The organism is Pseudomonadota bacterium (assembly GCA_026388315.1).
Classification (GTDB): Bacteria; Desulfobacterota; Syntrophorhabdia; order Syntrophorhabdales; family Syntrophorhabdaceae; genus MWEV01.
On record JAPLKA010000021.1, the window covers coordinates 59,190 to 79,654 of the forward strand.

Here is a 20,465-nt window from a genome sequence, read left to right on the forward strand (position 1 = left end):
CCTGTGTACTAAATACTATGCGCTACAAACACGCTACACATATCTTTCAAATGTAACAATCCCCTTTCTGCCCCCTCCTCATTTTCAAAAATACCAAAGACGGATGAGCCGCTGCCACTCATTAGTGCACCAATTGCCCCGGCTTTGATAATTCTGTCTTTTATAGCTTTAATTGTTGGGCACATTGGAATTGCGACTGTCTCAAGATCATTCTCCAGCAAGCCTGCAATATCATGGACAGAATAAAACTGCTCTATCAATTTAATATCATTTTCTTTTTTTGTCAATACGATTTTTAAACCTTCATATACCGCTTTTGTGCTTAAAATCACATTTGGATAGACTATAAGATACCAGAGCGATGGCAATTTCACTGGAGATATTGCTTCGCCTGTCCCCCTCATGACGCATGGCTTACAAAAGAGGAACAGGGGGACATCTGCTCCTATCTTCCTCCCAATATCAGTTAGCTCATCAAAATTTATTTTCAATTCCCACATCCTGATAAGTTCTTTCAAAACGGTAGCAGCATTACTGCTTGGACCACCAAGCCCGCTGCCGATAGGGATATGTTTTTCAACAAATACTTTCACACCTGAGTGAATATTGAATCTTTCCTTTAGCAGCATGGCTGCCCTGTAGATCGTATTTGCCTGACCTTCCGGCAAAACACCTCTATCGTCGTTTACTATGACAACGTCATCTTCTAATTCCTCAATTGATATAACATCATAAAGAGATATAATATCAACAATACTCACGATATTATGATACCCGTCAGGTCTTTTTGAGAGAACTTTCAGGAACAGGTTTACCTTGGCAGGAGATTTAATGTGCTTTTTCAATATGAAACCTGTTAATGCTTAATGCAGGGTTGGCAATAATATTGATTTTTGTCTCGTAGGTATTTTCAATATGTTCAATTGAGCTTTTTTCTTCCTCGTAAATGAAGCTTGCCACTTCAGGCGCTAAATAAAGATTTATCTTTTTACCCCCTTCTTTCCTGCAAAAACTAAGGAGTTCTCTCAGGACTTCATAACACACAGTGTAACGGGATTTAATATAGCTGGCACCATCACAATTTGGACACATTTCAGTGAGCATATCGACAATATTATGTCTTGTTCTTTTCCGCGTTATCTGTACAAGCCCAATCTCGCTTATCGGATATGCAAAGGTCTTTATCCTGTCTTTCTTCAAGGCATCGACAAGCGCCTGGAAGACCATCTCCCTTGATTCTTTCCGCTCCATATCTATAAAGTCGACAACAATAATACCACCGATGTTCCGTAAGCGTATCTGGTAGGCAATCTCTTTCACGGCTTCGAGATTGGTCCTCAGTATCGTATCTTCAAGGTCTTTCCTGCCGAGATATCTTCCCGTGTTTACATCGATTACGGTCAAGGCCTCTGTGTAATCAAATACGATATAACCACCCGATTTCAGCCATATCTTCTTTTGTGTAAGTTTGGCAATATCAATCTCTATTCCGAAAGCCTCAAAGACAGGGTCTTTCTCGTTAAAACAGATCGCTTCGCATCCTTCTTCGGGCAAATACTCTTTTAAGAATTCCTTTATCTTTAAAAAGACAGTCTCGTCATCAACCACTATTCTTTTCAAGTTATGAGAATGAAGGTCCCTGATAACCCGTAAAATCATACCAAGGTCCTGATGCAGGATTGAAGGGGCCCTTACGTGTTTTGCCTTGTTCTGTATACTCTCCCATATTCTCTGGAGAAAATTAAGGTCGCTTGCCAGTTCTTCTTCAATTTTGCCCTCAGACGCTGTCCTCGCTATAAGGCCAAATCCCTTGGGACAAATTTCTTTCAATACGCTTGCAAGCCTTTTTCTCTCCTCTTCCTGCTCAATTCTTCTTGAAACACCTATATGTTGTGTTGATGGCATGAGTACAAGGAGCCTGCCGGGTAAGGTAATTTTCGAGGTCACACGTGTCCCTTTCTGCCCGATGGGTTCCCTTGAAACCTGGACAATTATCTCCTGGCCTTCCTCCAGAACTCCCTCAATCCTTTCATTGACCTCTACCTGGGGAACAAAATCAGTATCTTCATATTCCTCATACATGGCCCTGTCCAACAGGATATCACCAACGTAAAGAAAGGCAGATTTCTCAAGGCCTACATCAACAAAAGCAGCGTCCATTCCAGGAACTATCCTGACAACCTTGCCTTTGTAAATATTGCCGACTATATTCTTATCATTCTTCCTCTCTATGAAGAACTCAACGGGAATACCATTCTCCAGAAAAGCCATCCTGATTTCGTTAAACGTCACATTGATTATCAGTTCAGATGCCATAAATTCTTCTATCCTCTACTTTCAAAATTCTTTGAAATGTTCCTAATTGCCATAAACTCTTAATACCCTTTCCTTTCCATATATAAAAGTGTTTTTTGACATTTGTTCGCCACTTTGTTATCTCTTCCATTTCTCTCTCGTCTTCCGATACGAGAACATAGGAGTATTCTTTTACCATATCTTTTAAGCTTCCCACAATAGCCTCATGAATCTTTATGCCTTTCGGTAATTTTAAGTTTATCTTTTTCAGGAGTGTCCCGAAATGTAAAATATCACTATCAGTTTCTATTTCTACCAACTCACATGTACTCTCTATACCAACAGGTAGCGCATCAGACAGGGCAATTTTGGGAAGAGGATGATATTTTCCGTGCATCTTCAACTGGATGCCACATGACCGTATTGCCCTTAATAAAATATTCATCGTGTCTATATGGCCTATATACCGCGCATCGGCATACTTAGCATAACGGAAAGTAATCTTCTTAGAAATTTCGGATTGTTCCGTCTTCGGCAGGATTAAAGCTTGTGAATTGTGAATTGAGAATTGAGAATGTCCCGTTTCAGAATCGATATTCGGTATTCGATAGTCGATAGTTGAAATCCCTTGAACCCTTGGACCCTCGACCCCTTGACCCCTGCCTTTATCGCACCCTATCCCGCACCCTTCACATCCTTTATAACAATCACCGGTGATTTCTCCCTTTTCGGCCCTGCTGAATTCATTCATTAAAAAATTACGATCAATGCCTGTATCGATAAAGTCCCATGGCAACGGATTATCGAATGATCTCCCCCGCAGATATCGTTTCATGTCAAGGCCGTTTTCATCAAACCATTCATGGTATAGGTTCGGTTTAAAAAATTCGCCCCACGCTTCAAGCCTTGTATTCTTATCGGCAAGAGATTCGAAAAGAGGCATCAGCGCACTATCGCCCCTTGATATAATACCTTCAATTAGACTTGTTTCTATGTCCCTGTATTTTACTCTCCCAGACTTTTTTCTTAATACGCTTTTAATCCTGAGCATTTTTTCTTTTAAAATGTCCTTGTCTTCCATGGGCAACCATTGAAATGGTGTATGAGGTTTAGGAATGAAGGGGGAAATTGCAAGATTTACATCAATCCCTGCTTTTTCAAAATGGGTAAAAATCTCTTTGACAACATCCATGTCTTCATCTATTTCCCAGGGGAAACCGATCATAAAGTACAATTTCAATCTTTTCCATCCATATTTCCTGAGTGTGGGGAGTTGTGAAAACAATGCATCCACATCGATATTCTTGTTAATCCTGCATCGTATATCGGGCGATGCAGCCTCAAGGGCAAAGGTGAAGCCTGTTCGTGCGATACCTGCAATAGCACCGATAGCATCTTCATCGATGCTCCCTATTTTCAATGAAGGCAACGACACAGAAACGCCTTTGTGGTTGTTTTTGATGTATGAGATCGTCTGAAAAAGGGAACTGTAATCGCCGGAACTCAGTGAAAGCAAAGATAATTCTTCGAATCCGGTATTTTTAATTGCCATGTCTATAATCTCTGTTACCTTTTCGAAGGATCTTTCCCTGTATGGCCTGTATCCAAAACCTGCAAGGCAAAACCTGCAACCGTTCCCGCAGCCTCTCGATATCTCTATGTTCAATCTGTTGTGAATACTGTTAACAACAGGTATTGGAGGACTTGTTGCATGATACGAGCTATCGAGGTCTTTGATGTATAAACGCTGTACCTTTTCTTTATTGAAAAGCGGTGAGTAAACACCCTCCAGATTGGCCAATTCCTGTATTACATGGTATCTGTCAAGGCCTTTGAGTCCTTTCATCATAGTTAATATATTAACGAGCACATCGTCTGCCTCACCAACTACAATGAGATCAAAAAAACCTTCAAAGGGCTTAGGATTGAGCATTGACGGCCCGCCGCCTATTACAATCGGCCCCCCTGCCCTCTCTTCAGACCTTATCCTGATACCGCCAAGCTTGAGCATATTAATCACGTTTGTAACATTCAACTCATATGACAGGGAAAAACCAACGAGGTCCATCCTGTGCAATGGTGTCTTTGATTCGAGGGTAAGGAGCGGGTAATTGTTTTCTTTCAGATAGGCATCCATGTCGTCCCATGGCGCAAAACACCTTTCGCACCAGACTCTTTCTATTGTATTGGCAAGCTCATAGAGAAGAAAGTACCCGTAATAGGACATTCCCACTTCATATATATCAGGATAGCAGAGGGCAAAGCGGACAAGAACAGACTCAGGGTCTTTCATTGTCTTATTAGTTTCTATGCCTGTATAACGGGCAGGCTTTGCGATGTTATTGGGAATGGCTATCATATGAGATATTCAAATCAATTAAGCATTATGAATGGAGAATTAAAAATGGAGAATTCTATGGTCTCGCAAAAAATCCACCTTGTCATTCTGAAAGGTTTTAGCCCTAAGATTTTAACTTTTTACGAACTTGCCGATTGTAATTCTTAATTATTAATTCATAATTCCTAATTGCTTATATGTACTCCTTCATAATCCCGGTCAGGTCATCCATGACCATTTTTTGTATGCTTTCCAATGCCTTTTGGCTCACTGCCTCAAATCGCAAGACAAGGATAGGTCCGGTATTGGATGGCCTTACAAGGCCCCATCCATCATCGAGAACAACCCTTACTCCGTCTATGTCTATTACTTTATATTTGGATTTATAATATTCAGTCAGTTCTTTGACAACATGAAATTTTACATCATCAGGGCAATCAATCCTGATCTCAGGTGTAGAATACATTTTCGGCACATCTCTCAAATATTCGGAAAGGGGCCTGTCACCATTACCCATAATTTCAAGTAACCGCAATGAAGCATAAATTGCATCATCGTACCCGAAAAATTTATCTGCAAAAAAGATATGACCGCTCATTTCTCCGCCAAGGAGTGCCCCTGTTTCCTTCATCTTCTGCTTGATAAGGGAATGACCTGCCTTCCACATAATGGGAAACCCGCCATGTTTTTCCACATCTTCATAGAGATTTTTTGAGCACTTTACCTCAGAAACAAAAGTTGCCCCTTTGTGTTGTTTCAATACATCTCTTGCAAAGATTATCATAAGATAATCACCCCATATAACGTTCCCTTCGTTATCGATAACCCCGATCCTGTCAGCATCACCGTCATACCCTATCCCCACGTCTGCCTTTGTATCGAGCACTGTTTTTCTCAGGGTAACAATATTTTTTTCCACAGTAGGGTCCGGATGGTGGTTTGGGAAACGTCCGTCCATTTCACAGAAAAGCCCGGTAACATTCTGCCCCATCTCCTTCATTATAGGCAAAGCAACAACCCCTCCTGTCCCATTCCCTGCATCAATAACCACATTAAAGCTTTTGTTCAATGAAATATTTTTCCTTAAAAAATTGTAATAATCTTCTACAATCGTCTTGTACTCCCTGACAGAGCCCGCTCCATGAACAAACTTTTTTTCCTCAATAAGCTTTCGTATGGACTGTATCTCTTCACCAAAAAGCGTTGCCTTTCCGTATGCCACCTTAAAACCATTCTGGTCAGCGGGGTTGTGGCTTCCCGTTATCATGATCCCGCCATCCACTTCAAGATTAAAAAGGGAATAGTAAAATAGAGGCGAAGGGACAACGCCAAGGTCAATCACATCAAGCCCGCTTTCCACCATACCTTCCACCACGAGGTCCCTGTAATGATCCGAACTAAGTCTGCAATCTCTCCCTATTGAGGCATTCCTTTTTCCACGCTCAGCCATATATGCCCCGAATGCCCTGGCAATATTTTTTACAACATCATCGGTCAGGTCTTTTTCAACACCCCCTCTAATGTCATATTCTCTGAATATCTCCTTATTCATAAACTAACCTCCTCTTCTGGTCTATCTCATCTGTCTGGCAAAACGCAAAGTGCATGGCGCATTGAACCCTTGACCCCTTGAACCCTCGGCCCCTGGCCCTTGCGCTCTACGCTTCAGTAAATACTGCCCCCATGATTGCAGAGTCTTCGCCGAGTTTTGCCTTCTCTATCTTTAAACCCCTGATAGATGCCGGCATGGCCCTTTTCTCCATAACATCTCTTATATCGTCAACAAAATAGCGTGTTCCGTAAACCACCCCGCCGCCAAGTATAATTACTTCAGGATTTATCAGATTCGCAATGCTTGCCATGGCAGCACCCATATATTCAATGACCTCACGCCATGCATATACACAAAATTCATCCCCTGATAAACAAGCTTCTTCAATATGGCCCGTGTGCAATATATCCACATTGCCACCAATTATATCCCATATCCTGCCTCTGTAGCCACTCTTTATTTTCTCCTGGACCCTGCCCACGATATATGATCCGCCACAGTATGCTTCAAGGCAGCCATGATTACCACAGTTACATTTATAGCCATAGGGGTTGACTGTAATGTGCCCAAGTTCACCGCCTACATTTGTAAAACCTCTGTATAATTTTCTGTTTATAATGAGCCCGCCGCCAATACCTGTTCCGATAAAAACACCAACCACATCATCGGGGGCGCTGTTTAAACCAAATTTCCACTCACCATAGGTTGCCGCATTAACATCGTTCTCAATAAAAGTCTCTATTCCGAATATCTTTTCAAAATCCTGCTTTAATGGCACATTATGCCACCCAAGATTGGGGGAGAATACAACATTATGAGTCTTTTTATCTATCTGACCTGCTGAAGCGATACCTATCCTTCCAATATCCTTTTTATGCAGTCCACACTCCTTTAAAACATTATCAACTGTATTTACAATATCATCCCTGACGCATATATAGCTGTTCTTTGCATCTGTTGGTATCTTTATTTTATAAATGATGCTACCCGTCTCATCGACAACACCGACTAAAATTTTTGTTCCGCCTATGTCTATACCAATCCGCATAATTGACCCTTAGCTTTCAGCAGTCAGCTTTTAGCAATAACCTTAAAACTTAAAAGCCGAAAACTGAACCTTGAATATTGAACTGTTCTCATTTTAATGCTTAAATAATATATGCGAATATGTAAAATCTCAAGGTAAAAAGGGGAAACAACATGGAAAAGCAATATGTCATTGACGAGATAACCGTTAAGGATACATGGCGGTTGTTCCATATCATGGCAGAGTTTGTAGAGGGTTTTGAAAATCTTGCTGATATCGAGCCTGCGGTAAGTATTTTCGGAAGCGCACGGCGCCAAAAAAATGATCCCGTTTATGAAAAGACATTTAAGCTGGCAAAACTCCTCGGCAAAAACGGATTTAATGTAATTACCGGCGGCGGCGGCGGCGTTATGGAGGCTGCAAACAGGGGCGCCAAAGAAGCCGGTGCAAAATCGGTAGGAATAAACATCGAACTTCCATTTGAGCAGAAACCCAATCCCTATACAAACGTTAAGTTAAGCTTCCGGTATTTCTTTGTACGAAAAGTCATGTTTTTAAAATATGCCATGGCTTATATCATTATGCCTGGCGGATTCGGTACGCTTGATGAATGCTTTGAGGCCATTACTCTGATTCAAACAAAAAAGGTCAAGCCCTTCCCCGTTATTCTTGTTGATTCAGCATACTGGAAAGGCCTCATCGATTGGGTTGAGTCAACACTATTGCCAATGTCCAACATTTCAAGAGAGGACATGGGGATTATTAAAATTATGGATGAACCGGAAGAAGTGGTGGATTACATCAAAAAATTCGTCATCCTCCGTTGAAAAAGATATTACCATTTTATTACTTTAATCCCACTGAATACTTTTTCACGAAATGGTGGGGATAATATGACATTTTCGCTTCCCTGAGGCCGGGTAAACCGAGGTCCTGCTCTCTGTTCACATAAATGGCACCCTGCACGAATTTTTCACAGAATTGCTGATTAATGATCTGGTATAATCCAGGAATTTCCGGATCTGCTTTTTCTATATGCACAACTGCAGTTGTATCGTTCAGCATTTCACCTATTGTAAACGCCACAACCTTTCCTTCAATGGTAATGACACCGCCTTCTACTTTGAGGGTATCAAAATGTGCAAGTACCTCAAGGACTGCATCCCATTCACCCAGCAGGTTTAAATCTTCTTCACAACGTCTTAACTGACACCATTTTTCCTGTAATTCAAGACAGGCCTGTATATGCTCAGGCATTAAGCGGTCATACATAAATGAATAGGTACGCAGCAATTGATTTATGTGGTTTCGTTTTGAGCGGTATTTGTTTCCCGAAAGTAGCGCAAGGTCATTCTTTAAATAGACATAATCGAAATGTTCCCTTGTCTCATCAATGGTACAGCGCCCTTCCCTTTCGAGTTCCGAGACAAGTCTTTCATCTGCCCTTTCAATATGCGGCGCATCCACCTTCATTTCCTCCCGCAGCCATTCAAGGAGCTTCAGGGCGGCATTACACCTTGATGCAGGGCCAACCGGTTGCATGGCGTATATTGAATCCTGGCCGTTCTGACAGACAATCATCAGCCAGTCTTTGAACAGAGCCCACTGAAATTTATAATGTTCGCGCCATATAAAAAGATTTGTAAATGAGTATTCGGAGACTTCAGGATGGTACTGTTTCAAAATATCCCGAAATATATCACGGTCGCCCAATTCAATGGGCCTAAAATAAGGAAATACAGGGGCTTCGAACATTTGTATAATTGAATATGAAATTCATATCATTGTCAAATAAAGTTCAAATGCAAGGGTAAAGGTAAAATATTGGTGAGGTAGCCGCAGGTCTTGGCCTGCGTAAGCGCTTATTTATAAAGCCAGGACAAAGAAAATATGGTAAAATGTAAACAATGGAAATCAATAATCATAAAATCGACCATATAATAAAATCCCTCTCAAACTACCTCCAGGGAAAGGACGTACCACTTAGACTCTCTCTTGTATCCTTTTTTTCGAGAGGCCATTTATTGATTGAGGATTTGCCGGGCCTTGGAAAAACAACCCTTGCCATCGGCATTGCCAGATCGCTTGGTCTTACATTTGGAAGGATCCAGTGTACCAGCGATTTGCTTCCAACCGATATTACAGGACTATCCATCTATAACAAGAGCGCCGGGGTGTTCGAATTTCACCCCGGACCAATTTTTAACAATATTGTACTCTGCGATGAAATAAACAGGGCTACACCGAAAACGCAAAGCGCACTCTTGGAGGCTATGGGAGAAAAACAGGTAACCATCGAGGGAAAAACATACAAACTCCCAAGGCTGTTTTCTGTTATTGCCACCCAGAACCCCGTTGAACAGTTCGGAACATTTCCCCTCCCCGAGTCGCAACTCGACAGATTTATGATGAAAATAAGCATCGGGTATCCCTCCCGTGATGCAGAGAAGGAAATCCTTAAACTTGGGAGCAAACGGGAAGAGCTTTATACAATAGAACCTGTAATGAATAAGGAAGAGGTCATCCAGCTTCATGCAGATATAGAAAAAAATGTATACGTATCCGATAAGATTCTCGACTATGCCCTTGCAATTATAGAGGCAACAAGAAATAATGAGTACTTCACGGCAGGACTTTCAACACGCGGAGCGCTGACCCTCATAAGCACAGCAAAGGCAAATGCATATTTCCACAGCAGGGATTTCGTTATTCCCGAAGATATAAAAGAATTGTCCGGGTACACAATACCGCACCGGGTCCTGTTTAAAGAGGAATATGAGGCACTCGATAAAAAGGAGATCGTAAAATCTTTAATAGAGGCAATACCCACCCCGGCGTAATAAAAATTACAAAAGCAGGTTTTCTCTACATTCTTTTGACAATACTGCTGGGTGTCTCTGCGGTCAATACGGGCAATAATCTTATATACCTCATCGTTTCAGCCCTTCTCAGCTTCATGGGAATTTCCGGATTCTTCGGTAAGAATAACCTGTCGAAAATTGCTGTTGAAGTGGAATTCCCTCAGGAAATCTATGCAAAAAATAATTTTCCCCTGAAAATAATACTTAAAAACAAGAAAAGGCTATTACCGGTGTTTTTATTGAAAATCCATATTGACGGGCATTCAATACTTTTTCCTTTTGCAGACGTTAAAAGTGAAACAACAAAATATATAAACATTTCTTTTCGTAAGAGAGGTCAATATACAATAAAAGATGTGTACATAAGCTCCGTATTCCCCTTCAATTTTTTTACAAGATTCAGACATCTTAACAACACGTTTAATTGCATTGTTTTTCCCGAATTAAAAAAGTGCGATCTTATCACACTTTACGAAAAGGGGAGAAGGCTAAAAGGTGAAAAGGCCTCCGATAAAATAGGTTTTGAATCGGATATCGTTTCCATACGGGAATATGTATACGGTGATCCGTTAAAATATATCAACTGGAAGGCAACTGCGAAAACGGGTGTATTAAAAACAAAAGAGCTCTCATCACTCTTACATCAGCCCATTACCATAGATTTTGACAAGGTAATCATAAAAGACACTGAAGAAAAGATTTCCTGCATCTCCTATTCTATTATTCAACTCCTTAAAAAGAATATGCCTGTAGGGTTAAAAATAAAAGACATGTTATATGAACCCGGGACTTCGCGGAATCATAAGATAAGTATGCTGAAAGGGCTGGCGCTGTTCGAAAAAAAGTGAATAGTGAATGGTGAATAGTGTTTAAATATTGGGGTATTGAAACCATCGTCAAGCTCATAACCTATCTTGTTGGAATGTTGGGGTTTCTTGCTGTATTCAGGTATATTGATCTGTTTTTTAATATTGCCTTTTTATCTCTCTTTTCCCTTTCCCTGTATTTTGAATACAGCAAGAAATTCTATATTCCGCGGTGGGTATTGAATTCACTCTCACTGCTGGTCATATTCTTTTCTTTTTACCGGTTTAAGCTCGGCGATCTTGTAACACAGATTATCGAAGCCCTGCTAATCCTGCTTGCAATCAAGTTTATTGAAGACAAGAAATTCAGAGATTATATGCAGATTTATGCAATTGTCCTCTTTCTGCTTGCCGGTCTCGGGTTGCTTTCTCTTGATATAACCTTCATCGTGTATCTCCTTATACTCGTTTTTCTTCTCACAACCTCCATTGTTTTGCTTACCTATTATTCGCAGGACCCCAACCTTTATTTCACAAAGCAGACTGTAATAAAAATAGTTCTCAAATCCATGTACATCCCTTTGGTGGCCATACCTGTAGCCGTTCTTATGTTCGTCATACTCCCCCGCACACAGTACCCTCTCTTCCATTTCCTTAACAGAGCCGACAAGGCAAAAATAGGTTTTACGGACAATGTAAGGCTTGGTGTTGTTTCTGACATTCAGGAGGATTCAAGCGCCATTTTAAGGGTCAACACGGAAAAAATAGATGATAATGCCCTCTACTGGCGAGGTATTGTCCTTGATCATTTTGACGGTACATCGTGGAAGAGTACGTCAAAAGACAAGGCTTCAATGTCCCTGCCTGCCCCATCAAAAGGGAGAAGCGTCAGACAGGTTATCTATCTTGAACCATATGAAAACAGGTACCTTTTTGCGCTTGATAAACCTGTTTATATTTTTTACAGAGGTGCAAGGAAGTATGATGATTTTACTTTCGTTTCAACCGGTTACATCGAAAAAAGGATAAGATACGAGGCTGTTTCAATCATTACTGACACGATCAGCGAAAGTGAAATTGAAGAAAGCAAATATCTCCAGATGCCTGATAATTTATCTCCAGAGATTGCAAAGCTTGTAAAACGTATCACCATACACAAAGATGAAACCAAAAACATGCAATCTATTTATGCATTCCTGAACGATGGCACATATAAATATTCCCTTAAAAACCTTCCAGTCACAAAAAATCCTCTCGAGGATTTTCTCTTTCTTTCTAAATTCGGCAATTGCGAATACTTCGCCTCTGCTTTTACCATAATGCTCCGTCTTGCAGGTATCCCTTCAAGGGTTGTAGGCGGGTATAGGGGCGGTTACTACAATGATCTGGGTGGATACTACTTGGTGCCTCAAAAAAATGCACATGTATGGGTTGAAGCATATATCCGGGAAAAAGGATGGGTTCGTATGGACCCGACTCCTGCAACACTTGATCATTTTGCATCCCTTATGAAAGGGGACATATTCTTCAGACTGAGCGTTTTACTCGACACCGTAAACTATTACTGGTATGCAACGGTCATTAACTATAATTTTGAAAAGCAACTCTCAATTTTTTATTCAATAAAATCAGGCATTAAGAAGCCCAACTTCAAGCTTTCCTTCAACAAAGCTGACATTGCAAAATATTTGGTTATTGTCCTCGCTTTAGCAGGAATTGTGTTCGCTATCCGTGCTGCTGTGAGGTTTGATAACTCCAAAGAAAATAAAATCCTTTCTTTATTTCAAAAAGCAGTGGGCAAATACGGCTATAAGAAAACAAAAACGCAGGGACTTGAGGAGTTTGTTATGCAAATGCCTGACGAGAAGATTAGACAATCCTCTTATGCATTTGTCAGGGAATTCGAAAAGCTTTACTTTAAAGACAAACAACTCTCCCCGGATGATATTAAAAAATTAAAATCCCTTATACAATCAATAAAATGAATAAACTACCCCGCAGCAGGTTTAAAGTTTCAACGTAATAAGCCTTTTTAAACGAAGTGCATTCAACAGGGACACTGTCATGAAGAAACCCCGATCAATTTCAAGATGAGCAGCTTTGTCTGTCTGAAGAGAAACAAGAGCAGCGCCTGGGGTATCGAGTGAATGGCAACCCCTGATGTCGTCTGATAGCCGAGCGTTTGGTTCTATCTGACCTTTATCCCTTCATCGAGGTACTTGATGATGGGATAGATGAAGAACTCTATGATGCGGCGCTTCCCGACTTTTATTTCAGCCGTCAGGCTCATGCCGGAGGATATTTCTGTCTTATTGCCCTCAACGATGATGTGCGTCTCAAGAGGGCTGATAAAAACTTCATACACCGGCCCCAGCTTCTCGTCCTCCGTACTATGTTTCGATACATTCCTCACCGTTCCGTTCAGTGTTCCGTACTTCTGAAAATCGAAGGTATCGATCTTTATGAGGACGGGCATGCCGTCTTTTACAAAGCCTATGTCCTTGTTGAGAACCGTGGTCTTCATGACAAGGTGCGTTCCGGCGGGTACCACCACCATGAGTTTCTGCGCAGGCGTCACGACTCCCCCTACGGTATGCACAAAGAGATTTGCAACATACCCTTCGACGGGAGACAAGATGCGCTGCTTTTCGTTCCTAAACGACGTCTTGTCCATTTCCGCCTTTATCTCGGTTGACTGCTTGTGCTTATCGGAAAACTCCTTCAGCGACGTTGTTTTGAAGTTCTCATTGATGTACGCCATTTCATGCAGTATCTGGTTCTTCTGCTGGGCAAGCCGATCAATCCTGCCCTTCGCCTGCTCAACATTATTGCCGTATGTCAGGACATCATTCAGCGCCTTCTCGTATTCGCTTCTCGATATAATGTCGATAACGCCCTTGAGCCGTTTTTCCTTTTCCGTCGCAATATCGAGTAAGGCCTCGTTGTGAAGCCTCTCTTTTTCGGTAGAATTTATCTCCTCTTCCGTCTTCCTCAGTTCGGCCTTCTTCGCCTCAATCTGTTTTTCAAGACCCGCTACTGACGACTGATATAACTCGCGCTGTGTCCTGACAGACTCCCTGTCATATTTCTTAGCGTCAGGACCAAAGGCCTTTTTCCCCAGCGACGCGTCGATACGATGCTTCTCAAGCTCCAGATGCCTGAGGGTCTTTTCCTTCGATTCAAACTCAGGCGCCGTAATGGACGGGTCAATATCCATGAGTACCTGCCCTTTCCGCACAAAATCCCCTTCCCTGCAAAGGATACTGCTCACAACGCCTGTGTCGAGGGGCTGGATAATCTTCACATCGCCATCGGGAATGACAAGACCCCGCGCAGAAACGACTACGTCCACCTTGCCCAGGCACATCCACACCGTGAAGAATACCATCGCCGCGATAATGACCCAGAAGATGATCCGCCCCAGGGGATTGACCGGCCTTTCCTCGATCTCAACCATAGTGGGCTTGAATTCATGGGCGTCATCCTTCCCCAAGTTTAGCGTAAATCGGATAGTGGATAGCTTAGAGCGTAGAGCGGATATATACAGCCTGGTTTTGTTTTTATTGTCAGTCATCGCATATCATCCCCGCCATTCTTTCGGCAACTGAACAGTCTTTCATGCCTGATTTCATAACCCTGCCCCCCTCCTAACCTTCCTGCTGTTCATAGAGATGCCGGTAATATCCCTTTTTTGCCATAAGTTCATCGTGGTTGCCCATCTCAACAACCTTCCCGCTGTCGAGGGCCACGATGAGATCACAGTCCTTTACCGTGGAGAGCCTGTGTGCCACCATGAACATGGTTCGCCCTGCCTTGATTTTACTGATATTCTGCTGGATAATCTTCTCCGATTCATAATCAAGGGACGATGTGGCTTCATCAAAAATGATGATCCTCGGGTTTGTAATAATGGCCCTGGCAATGGCTATCCGCTGTTTCTGCCCGCCCGATAGTGTCGAGCCGCGCTCTCCCACGAGCGTGTCGTATCCCTGTGGCAATTTTGCGATAAATTGATGGGCGCCTGCTACCGATGCCGCTTCAATGATATGCTCCATGGGGGCATCCGGCCTCGGCAGCGCAATATTCTCCCTGATAGTTCCACTGAACAGATAATCCTCCTGGAGCACAACGCCGATATTGAGGCGCAGCCACACAGGATTTAAATGCCTGATGTCAATATCGTCCATATAGATGGCCCCTTCGCTATTAAGATAGAGCCTGTCGATTAATTTTGTGATCGTGCTTTTGCCTGATCCGCTCCTTCCCACCAGCCCCACACTCATCCCCTGCCTTACCGTAAAGCTCACATTCTCAAGGGCATTGGGCGCATCCATGGCATATCTGAAAGACACGTTCTCAAACCGTATTGCACCCTGAAGGGACGGGAGCGTAATATCCTTTCCCGACCGCAGTTCTACGGGATTGTTGAGTATATCCCCAATCCGGTCCACCGACAGGAGCGCCTGCTGGAATTCATTCCAGAGGTTCACAAGCCTCAGAAAGGGCCCTGTGAACTGCCCCGCAAACATCTGAAAGGCAATTAACTGGCCAATGGTAAGTTGATTGCCGATGACAAGTTTCACCCCGAGATAAAGTACTGTTATCGTCATCAGCCTCTGGAATGTGCCCGAGAATGCGCCTGCTAAAGTGGACATATTTGACAGCTTGAAACTCGAATTGACGTACTTGCTCAGGTTTTCTTCCCATTTCTTCTGCATCGACCCTTCCAGCGCAAGAGACTTTACCGTCTGTATGCCTGTCACCGACTCAACGAGATAGGAATTGGATTGGGCCGCCATCTGGAACTTATATTCAAGCCTCCGCCTCAATTCTGGCGTGACAGTAACGTAGAGAGTTCCCACAACGCATACAAAAGCAATAAAAACAAGGGTCAACGTGACGCTGTAGAGAAACATGACGACCACAAACACAAGGGAGAAGAAGAGGTCGATGATCACGGAGACAGATTTGTTCGTAATGAATTCCCTGATATTATCGAGTTCCCTCACCCGTGCTACAATGTTGCCCACCTTCCTCGATTCGAAATAGACAAAGGGGAGCGAAAAGAGGTGTTTAAACAGCTTTGCCCCCAGCTTTGCATCGATCTTGTTGGCCGTGTGGATGAAGATATAATTCCGTGACATATTCAGGAGAAATTCAAAAATGGCAACAGCGATGAAGGCAACGGCAAGGACATCCAGGGTGGTCATACTCCGGTGGACGATCACCTTGTCGAGGATCACCTGCGTAAAAAGCGGGGTTACAAGCCCGAAAAGCTGGACAACAAAGGAGCCGGTAAAAACCTCGCCTATGACGTTCTTGTAATGGAGAATCTCGTTGTAAAACCACCGGAACCCGAATGCTGCCTGGCTGGAGATCATCATGTGCTTGAATACTACATACTCCCCGCTCGACAGGGAATCAAGCTCATCGGTTGTGATCGCCTTTGCGGCCATCTCTTTCGGCAAGAATACAAGGGTTTTCCCATCCTCATGATTTGTCTTGAGGAGTACGCCGAAGGTTTCGTCCTTGAATAACACGATGGCAGGAGCCGGATATTTCTCAAGCAGTTCAACAGGGCCCATCCTTTTTATCCGCGCCTTGAACCCAAGATTCTTAGCAATGAGGAGGAGCTGTTCTTTGGGGATCTCTCCGTCGGTAATGCCGTATTCTCTCGTCACTGTCCGCAAATCCACGTTAATCTGGTTTATCCTGGCTATAAGTTCAAGGCACACGAGTGCAGTCTGCATCAGCGCACTTCCTCCGCGAGTATATTGAGTTCCTTAACGGCAGACACCCTTGTAACAATCGCCTTTGCCAGCTCAAACCTCTGGTTCACCAGCTCCGCCTTCCGGTTGAGGAAATCCACCCACTCTGTCACCTTCTGTTCCACAAGTCTCTCAGACATGGACAGGTTTGCCTGAACCTTCGTCACCATCTCTTTCTGATTTTCGATGCCGCCGGTATAGGTGCGCCTCGCTTCATCCGTTTTGTTATACCTGCTTGTAAGCTCAGCGAGCTTTTTATTCTTTTCGGTCTTCAGCCTTTCAATTTCAAGGGTCGCCTTTTCCATGTCCGCAGTGGTCTTAAAACCTTCAAACAGAGGCCATGTGGCAGAGATGCCCACAAAGTAATTCCTCGGCTTGATAGACGTCACTGCGTCGCCATACCGGTTCAGGTCGCTCCCGTAAAGCATATAGCTCGAATAGAGCCCGAATTGCGGCAGCTGGTCATTTTTCAATACTTCCAGTTCCGCCTTCTTCTTTTCGATCTCAAGATTATATATCTTCGCCTCAGGGGATTTTTCCGCATTAAAATCGCCGCGAAAATCTTCATCGTAACCGGCGAAATCTGAAACAAAAAGACCTTCTGCATCATACTTATCCCCCGTGTAAAAGGAAATATCCTGGAGGAGCGTTTTCACCTTCAGCTTCAGGTTTTCAATGGCATCAACCGTTTTGACAACCTTTAAGGCCTCATCAACCATTTCCAGTTTCGATATGGTGCCAGCATTAAAGAGCCGCTCCTTCGTCAGTGAAAGCTCCTTGTAAAGTGCAAGCAGTTCCTTCTTTGATTCAAACTCCTTGAAGCTGATCAGCATATCGGAATAAAGACTCAGGACTTTGAGCTTTATATCTCTTATAGACTGGTTGTGGATTGTCCTTTTAACATCCACATCCTTGTTGGCGATAAGCACCTTTTTGCCGGTTGAACCGAAATCGAAAAGGTTATACGATGCGGCAACAGAAAGCAGGCTCTGGTACATGGTATTCTCAACAACAACCGTGTTCCCTACTGCAGTCACCTGCTGGGCAGTGCCACCTGTCAAGTCCTTCACATATTCAGAATTCCATTTCGCGCTCAGCGTAGGATAGTACAGGGAATATGCCTTCTTCCTGGCCGATGTGCTGATTTGAATGTCGAGCCCGGAAATCCTCACATCATGGGCGTTCTTCAAGGCCTCCTCCACCACGCTCTCGAAATCCAGTGTTTGGGCCGGGAGCGCTGGCTGAGGGAACACTATTAACAATGATAGGGCGTATAGCGTACAGCGAGAAATAGCGGATAGCGTATAGCGGATAGCGTATAGAAGGGGTCTTATCATGATCGATCTCACATCCTTTACGACTGCTTTTGGTTTATCATTGTGTAGAGCATGCCGCCCGCCTCATCTGCTGGGATAGGCCGTATATCTCACTGGCAGGGAATGACTTCGTAACAGTGTAGATTGCCCTGACCAATTGAAATGCTTTCTGCCAAACAATCAAGTCTTTAAAGCCTCTCGTTTTCATTGAACCACCTCTCTTATTAACGTATAGCGCATAGCGTATAGGGGAAAATAGATAGCATCCAATCCTGTTCTCCTTTTCTGCTGTTCTGTCTAAACGCTCCACGCTATACGCTATACGCTCTACGCTATTCTCTGCTCTTCCTATCGGCTATCCGCTCTACGCTGTCCTTTACCTCACCACAAACTCCACCGAGTCAACGATGCGGTCCTCCCTGTCCACAATGCATAACTCATACTTGCCCCGTTCCGGTTTCCACAAAAACAAGTGATCGGAATGACCTGTCTTTGCCTTATTCAGCACCCATTCATACCGGTGTGATTCAGGTTGAAATCTGAAGGGGACGCGCTGAAGTTCTTCCGGTATTTCAGGGTCAAGGGCAACGAGGGTCTCGTCTGCCGGGTATACAATCCCAGGTTTCTGGTGAAGCGTATTTATCCTGACCGGGTAACGAGGTTCGGTGTCTTTCAAGAAATACTCCTGCCGGGAGGGTTCGATGTCATGGTGGTAGGAAAGCGTGGCTAACACAACACCTGAAGGCGGTTTCGGAGGAGTTGAAGGAATCGCGTCATGGAGGTAGTTCATAACTTCCAGCCATACAGGCGCAGCGCCTGTTATGCCGCTCACGTTCCTCATGGGCTCTCCGGAGAAGTTCCCCACCCAGACACCGACAGTATATATATCCGAATATCCTACACACCAGTTATCCCGCATATCTTTGCTCGTTCCGGTCTTCACCGCCGTCCAGAACCGTGTTGACAGGGGGTTTTCAAGACCAAATGTGGCGCTTCGCGCCTCCCTGTCCGACAGGATGTGGGAGATGACAAAAGCCGTATCCGTGTTGAAAACCTTTGCCGGCTTTTTCGTCTTCCCGTCCATGGTCAATTTCGGTTCGCTCCACATCCCCTTGTTGGCCAGCGTTCTGTATGCGTTCACGAGTTCGAAAAGGGTAATGTCCGCTGAACCGAGGGCAATGGAATATCCGTAATATTCCGCCTCTTCGGTAAGACTTTCAAAACCGGTACGTTTAAGCCTCTCCACGAAGGGCACAAGCCCCACAAGAAGCAATGTCCTCACAGCAGGAACATTCAGCGATGCAGAGAGGGCTGTTCTGACGCTCACGCTGCCCCTGAAGGTATTATCATAGTTTTGCGGGACATAGAGCCCGGTAGGGGTTGTAACATGGAGCGGCGAATCTTCCAGGAGAGAGGCCGGGGTAAGGAGCCCCTTTTCAATGGCAAGCCCGTAGAGGAAGGGCTTCAGTGTTGAACCTGCCTGTCTTCTTGCCTGTATGCCATCCACATGGGGAGCGCTTGATGAAGGGCCGCTGTTGCCGACATAGGCAAGGATCTCACCTGTTCTGTTATGAACTACCAGTACGGCGCCATCGGAGACATTGCCTGTTTTCAATTGTGCCAGATAGTGTCGTAATGTCTCACTTACGTACCGCTGCAGTTTTCCATCGATTGTTGATACAATCTTTCCCTTCTCGCCCTTGAGCAGTCTGTAAGCGACATGAGGGGCAAGGGAAGCGACGGGCTTTATGGAATACATCTCTGCAAAGCGGTTCTCAGTGGACTCACATACCGTCCCCTTTGATGACTTCTCATAGGCACAGGCCTTTTTGATCACACTGTGCATGGGGGCATTGGGTGAGGTAATCAAAGCGGCGAGTATGAATGATTCCTCGTCATTGAGACCGCCCGGTTCCTTGTGAAAAAGACCCCGTGATGCGGCAGTGATGCCCTGAAGCTCTCCCCTGTAGGAAATCAGATTGATGTAAGCTTCGAGTATCTGTTCCTTTGACCACTGTTTTTCTATGGCGATGGCAGCACATATCTGCTGCCATTTCTGCCTGATCCCCCGTCTGGCGCCCTTGGGCTTCAACCGCTTATCAAGGGCGGCTGCAAGCTGCATGGTAATAGTGCTTGCACCCCTCAATCTTTTTGGTCCGAGGTTTTTCAGCACCGAGGCGCCCATGGCAAACCAGTCTACGCCATGGTGTTGGTAAAAACGCTTGTCTTCGACGAAGAGTACCGCCCCGGTGAAGGCCGGCGATACGCTGTTCAGGGAGGCCCACTCAAGTCGTCTGCCCTTTTCATCAACCCTTATCTGATGGATTACCTCGCCATGTCTGTCGAGGAGCAATGCATCGGATTGCTCGTAGGAATGCTTCACTGTTTCATACGAAGGCGGCCTTTGAGATCCTGCACCCTTTGCAAGCAAGAGCGCTCCCGCGACCATGATAACCGCCAGGCAAATCCCCGACCACAATACACCTTTCAACCACATAGTTT

Annotated in this window: 15 protein-coding genes; 4 read left to right on the forward strand and 11 right to left on the reverse strand. The window is 44.1% G+C overall.

The genetic code is table 11. The features are described from left to right. Window positions 1-8: 8 nt before the first annotated feature. The 5 genes from ispE to NTX75_01940 form a co-directional block, all read right to left on the reverse strand. Window positions 9-845: a 4-(cytidine 5'-diphospho)-2-C-methyl-D-erythritol kinase gene (gene ispE, locus NTX75_01920; GenBank protein ID MCX5814985.1), complete on the reverse strand. Its 837-nt coding sequence runs from the start codon at window positions 843-845 to the stop codon at window positions 9-11. Beyond that, on the reverse strand, window positions 829-2,316 hold the full coding sequence (locus NTX75_01925) for an Rne/Rng family ribonuclease (GenBank protein ID MCX5814986.1): 1,488 nt from the start codon (window positions 2,314-2,316) through the stop codon (window positions 829-831). Before NTX75_01925 ends, ispE begins: the two co-directional genes overlap by 17 nt. Continuing rightward, the gene (locus NTX75_01930) at window positions 2,306-4,654 is read right to left on the reverse strand and encodes a TIGR03936 family radical SAM-associated protein (protein MCX5814987.1); all 2,349 of its coding nucleotides are present in this window, start codon (window positions 4,652-4,654) and stop codon (window positions 2,306-2,308) included. The genes NTX75_01925 and NTX75_01930 overlap by 11 nt, the downstream gene beginning before the upstream one ends. A 172-nt stretch (window positions 4,655-4,826) precedes the next feature. Next, window positions 4,827-6,185 carry a phosphomannomutase/phosphoglucomutase gene (locus NTX75_01935; GenBank protein ID MCX5814988.1) on the reverse strand — a complete coding sequence of 453 codons (1,359 nt, stop codon included), beginning with the start codon at window positions 6,183-6,185 and terminating at the stop codon, window positions 4,827-4,829. A 106-nt stretch (window positions 6,186-6,291) separates the two neighbouring features. Continuing rightward, window positions 6,292-7,233 (reverse strand): ROK family protein, encoded by a 942-nt coding sequence (locus NTX75_01940; GenBank protein ID MCX5814989.1) that lies wholly within the window; start codon window positions 7,231-7,233, stop codon window positions 6,292-6,294. Between the two features lie 152 nt (window positions 7,234-7,385). Between NTX75_01940 and NTX75_01945 the strand changes: the two genes are divergently transcribed. Continuing rightward, complete coding sequence (locus NTX75_01945) at window positions 7,386-8,039, forward strand: TIGR00730 family Rossman fold protein (GenBank protein MCX5814990.1); 654 nt, start codon at window positions 7,386-7,388, stop codon at window positions 8,037-8,039. 19 nt (window positions 8,040-8,058) lie between these two features. Here the strand turns inward: NTX75_01945 and NTX75_01950 are convergent, their stop codons facing one another. Continuing rightward, window positions 8,059-8,895: a phosphatidylglycerol lysyltransferase domain-containing protein gene (locus NTX75_01950; protein ID MCX5814991.1), complete on the reverse strand. Its 837-nt coding sequence runs from the start codon at window positions 8,893-8,895 to the stop codon at window positions 8,059-8,061. Window positions 8,896-9,119: 224 nt separating this feature from the next. On the opposite strand from NTX75_01950, the gene NTX75_01955 reads away from it, so the two are divergent. From NTX75_01955 to NTX75_01965, 3 genes are read left to right on the forward strand one after another with little or no spacing between them, the layout of a single operon-like run. Further along, entirely contained in the window at window positions 9,120-10,052 is a 933-nt protein-coding gene (locus NTX75_01955; protein ID MCX5814992.1) for a MoxR family ATPase, read from the forward strand. A gap of 35 nt (window positions 10,053-10,087) precedes the next feature. Next, window positions 10,088-10,921, forward strand: coding sequence for a DUF58 domain-containing protein (locus NTX75_01960; protein ID MCX5814993.1), 834 nt, complete (start codon window positions 10,088-10,090; stop codon window positions 10,919-10,921). Window positions 10,922-10,938: 17 nt separating this feature from the next. Next, window positions 10,939-12,864 carry a transglutaminaseTgpA domain-containing protein gene (locus tag NTX75_01965; protein MCX5814994.1) on the forward strand — a complete coding sequence of 642 codons (1,926 nt, stop codon included), beginning with the start codon at window positions 10,939-10,941 and terminating at the stop codon, window positions 12,862-12,864. A 203-nt stretch (window positions 12,865-13,067) separates the two neighbouring features. On the opposite strand, the gene NTX75_01970 is transcribed toward NTX75_01965, so the two are convergent. From NTX75_01970 to pbpC, 5 genes are all read right to left on the reverse strand, one after another. After that, the gene (locus tag NTX75_01970) at window positions 13,068-14,453 is read right to left on the reverse strand and encodes an HlyD family type I secretion periplasmic adaptor subunit (protein MCX5814995.1); all 1,386 of its coding nucleotides are present in this window, start codon (window positions 14,451-14,453) and stop codon (window positions 13,068-13,070) included. A 73-nt stretch (window positions 14,454-14,526) separates the two neighbouring features. Continuing rightward, window positions 14,527-16,629 (reverse strand): type I secretion system permease/ATPase, encoded by a 2,103-nt coding sequence (locus NTX75_01975; protein ID MCX5814996.1) that lies wholly within the window; start codon window positions 16,627-16,629, stop codon window positions 14,527-14,529. Further along, window positions 16,629-17,984, reverse strand: coding sequence for a TolC family protein (locus NTX75_01980; protein ID MCX5814997.1), 1,356 nt, complete (start codon window positions 17,982-17,984; stop codon window positions 16,629-16,631). The genes NTX75_01975 and NTX75_01980 overlap by 1 nt, the downstream gene beginning before the upstream one ends. Window positions 17,985-18,021: 37 nt before the next feature. Beyond that, window positions 18,022-18,171, reverse strand: a complete 150-nt coding sequence (locus tag NTX75_01985; protein ID MCX5814998.1) for a four helix bundle protein — start codon at window positions 18,169-18,171, stop codon at window positions 18,022-18,024. A gap of 168 nt (window positions 18,172-18,339) precedes the next feature. After that, entirely contained in the window at window positions 18,340-20,460 is a 2,121-nt protein-coding gene (gene pbpC, locus NTX75_01990) for a penicillin-binding protein 1C (GenBank protein ID MCX5814999.1), read from the reverse strand. Window positions 20,461-20,465: the final 5 nt, after the last annotated feature.

Bases quoted from the DNA above. Each gene is read 5' to 3' on its own strand.
- NTX75_01925 (MCX5814986.1), bottom strand. From the start codon at position 2,316: ATGGCATCTGAACTGATAATCAATGTGACGTTTAACGAAATCAGGATG.
- NTX75_01930 (MCX5814987.1), bottom strand. From the start codon at position 4,654: ATGATAGCCATTCCCAATAACATCGCAAAGCCTGCCCGTTATACAGGC.
- NTX75_01935 (MCX5814988.1), bottom strand. From the start codon at position 6,185: ATGAATAAGGAGATATTCAGAGAATATGACATTAGAGGGGGTGTTGAA.
- NTX75_01940 (MCX5814989.1), bottom strand. From the start codon at position 7,233: ATGCGGATTGGTATAGACATAGGCGGAACAAAAATTTTAGTCGGTGTT.
- NTX75_01945 (MCX5814990.1), top strand. From the start codon at position 7,386: ATGGAAAAGCAATATGTCATTGACGAGATAACCGTTAAGGATACATGG.
- NTX75_01955 (MCX5814992.1), top strand. From the start codon at position 9,120: ATGGAAATCAATAATCATAAAATCGACCATATAATAAAATCCCTCTCA.
- NTX75_01970 (MCX5814995.1), bottom strand. From the start codon at position 14,453: ATGACTGACAATAAAAACAAAACCAGGCTGTATATATCCGCTCTACGC.
- NTX75_01975 (MCX5814996.1), bottom strand. From the start codon at position 16,629: ATGCAGACTGCACTCGTGTGCCTTGAACTTATAGCCAGGATAAACCAG.
- NTX75_01980 (MCX5814997.1), bottom strand. From the start codon at position 17,984: ATGATAAGACCCCTTCTATACGCTATCCGCTATACGCTATCCGCTATT.
- NTX75_01985 (MCX5814998.1), bottom strand. From the start codon at position 18,171: ATGAAAACGAGAGGCTTTAAAGACTTGATTGTTTGGCAGAAAGCATTT.
- pbpC (MCX5814999.1), bottom strand. From the start codon at position 20,460: ATGTGGTTGAAAGGTGTATTGTGGTCGGGGATTTGCCTGGCGGTTATC.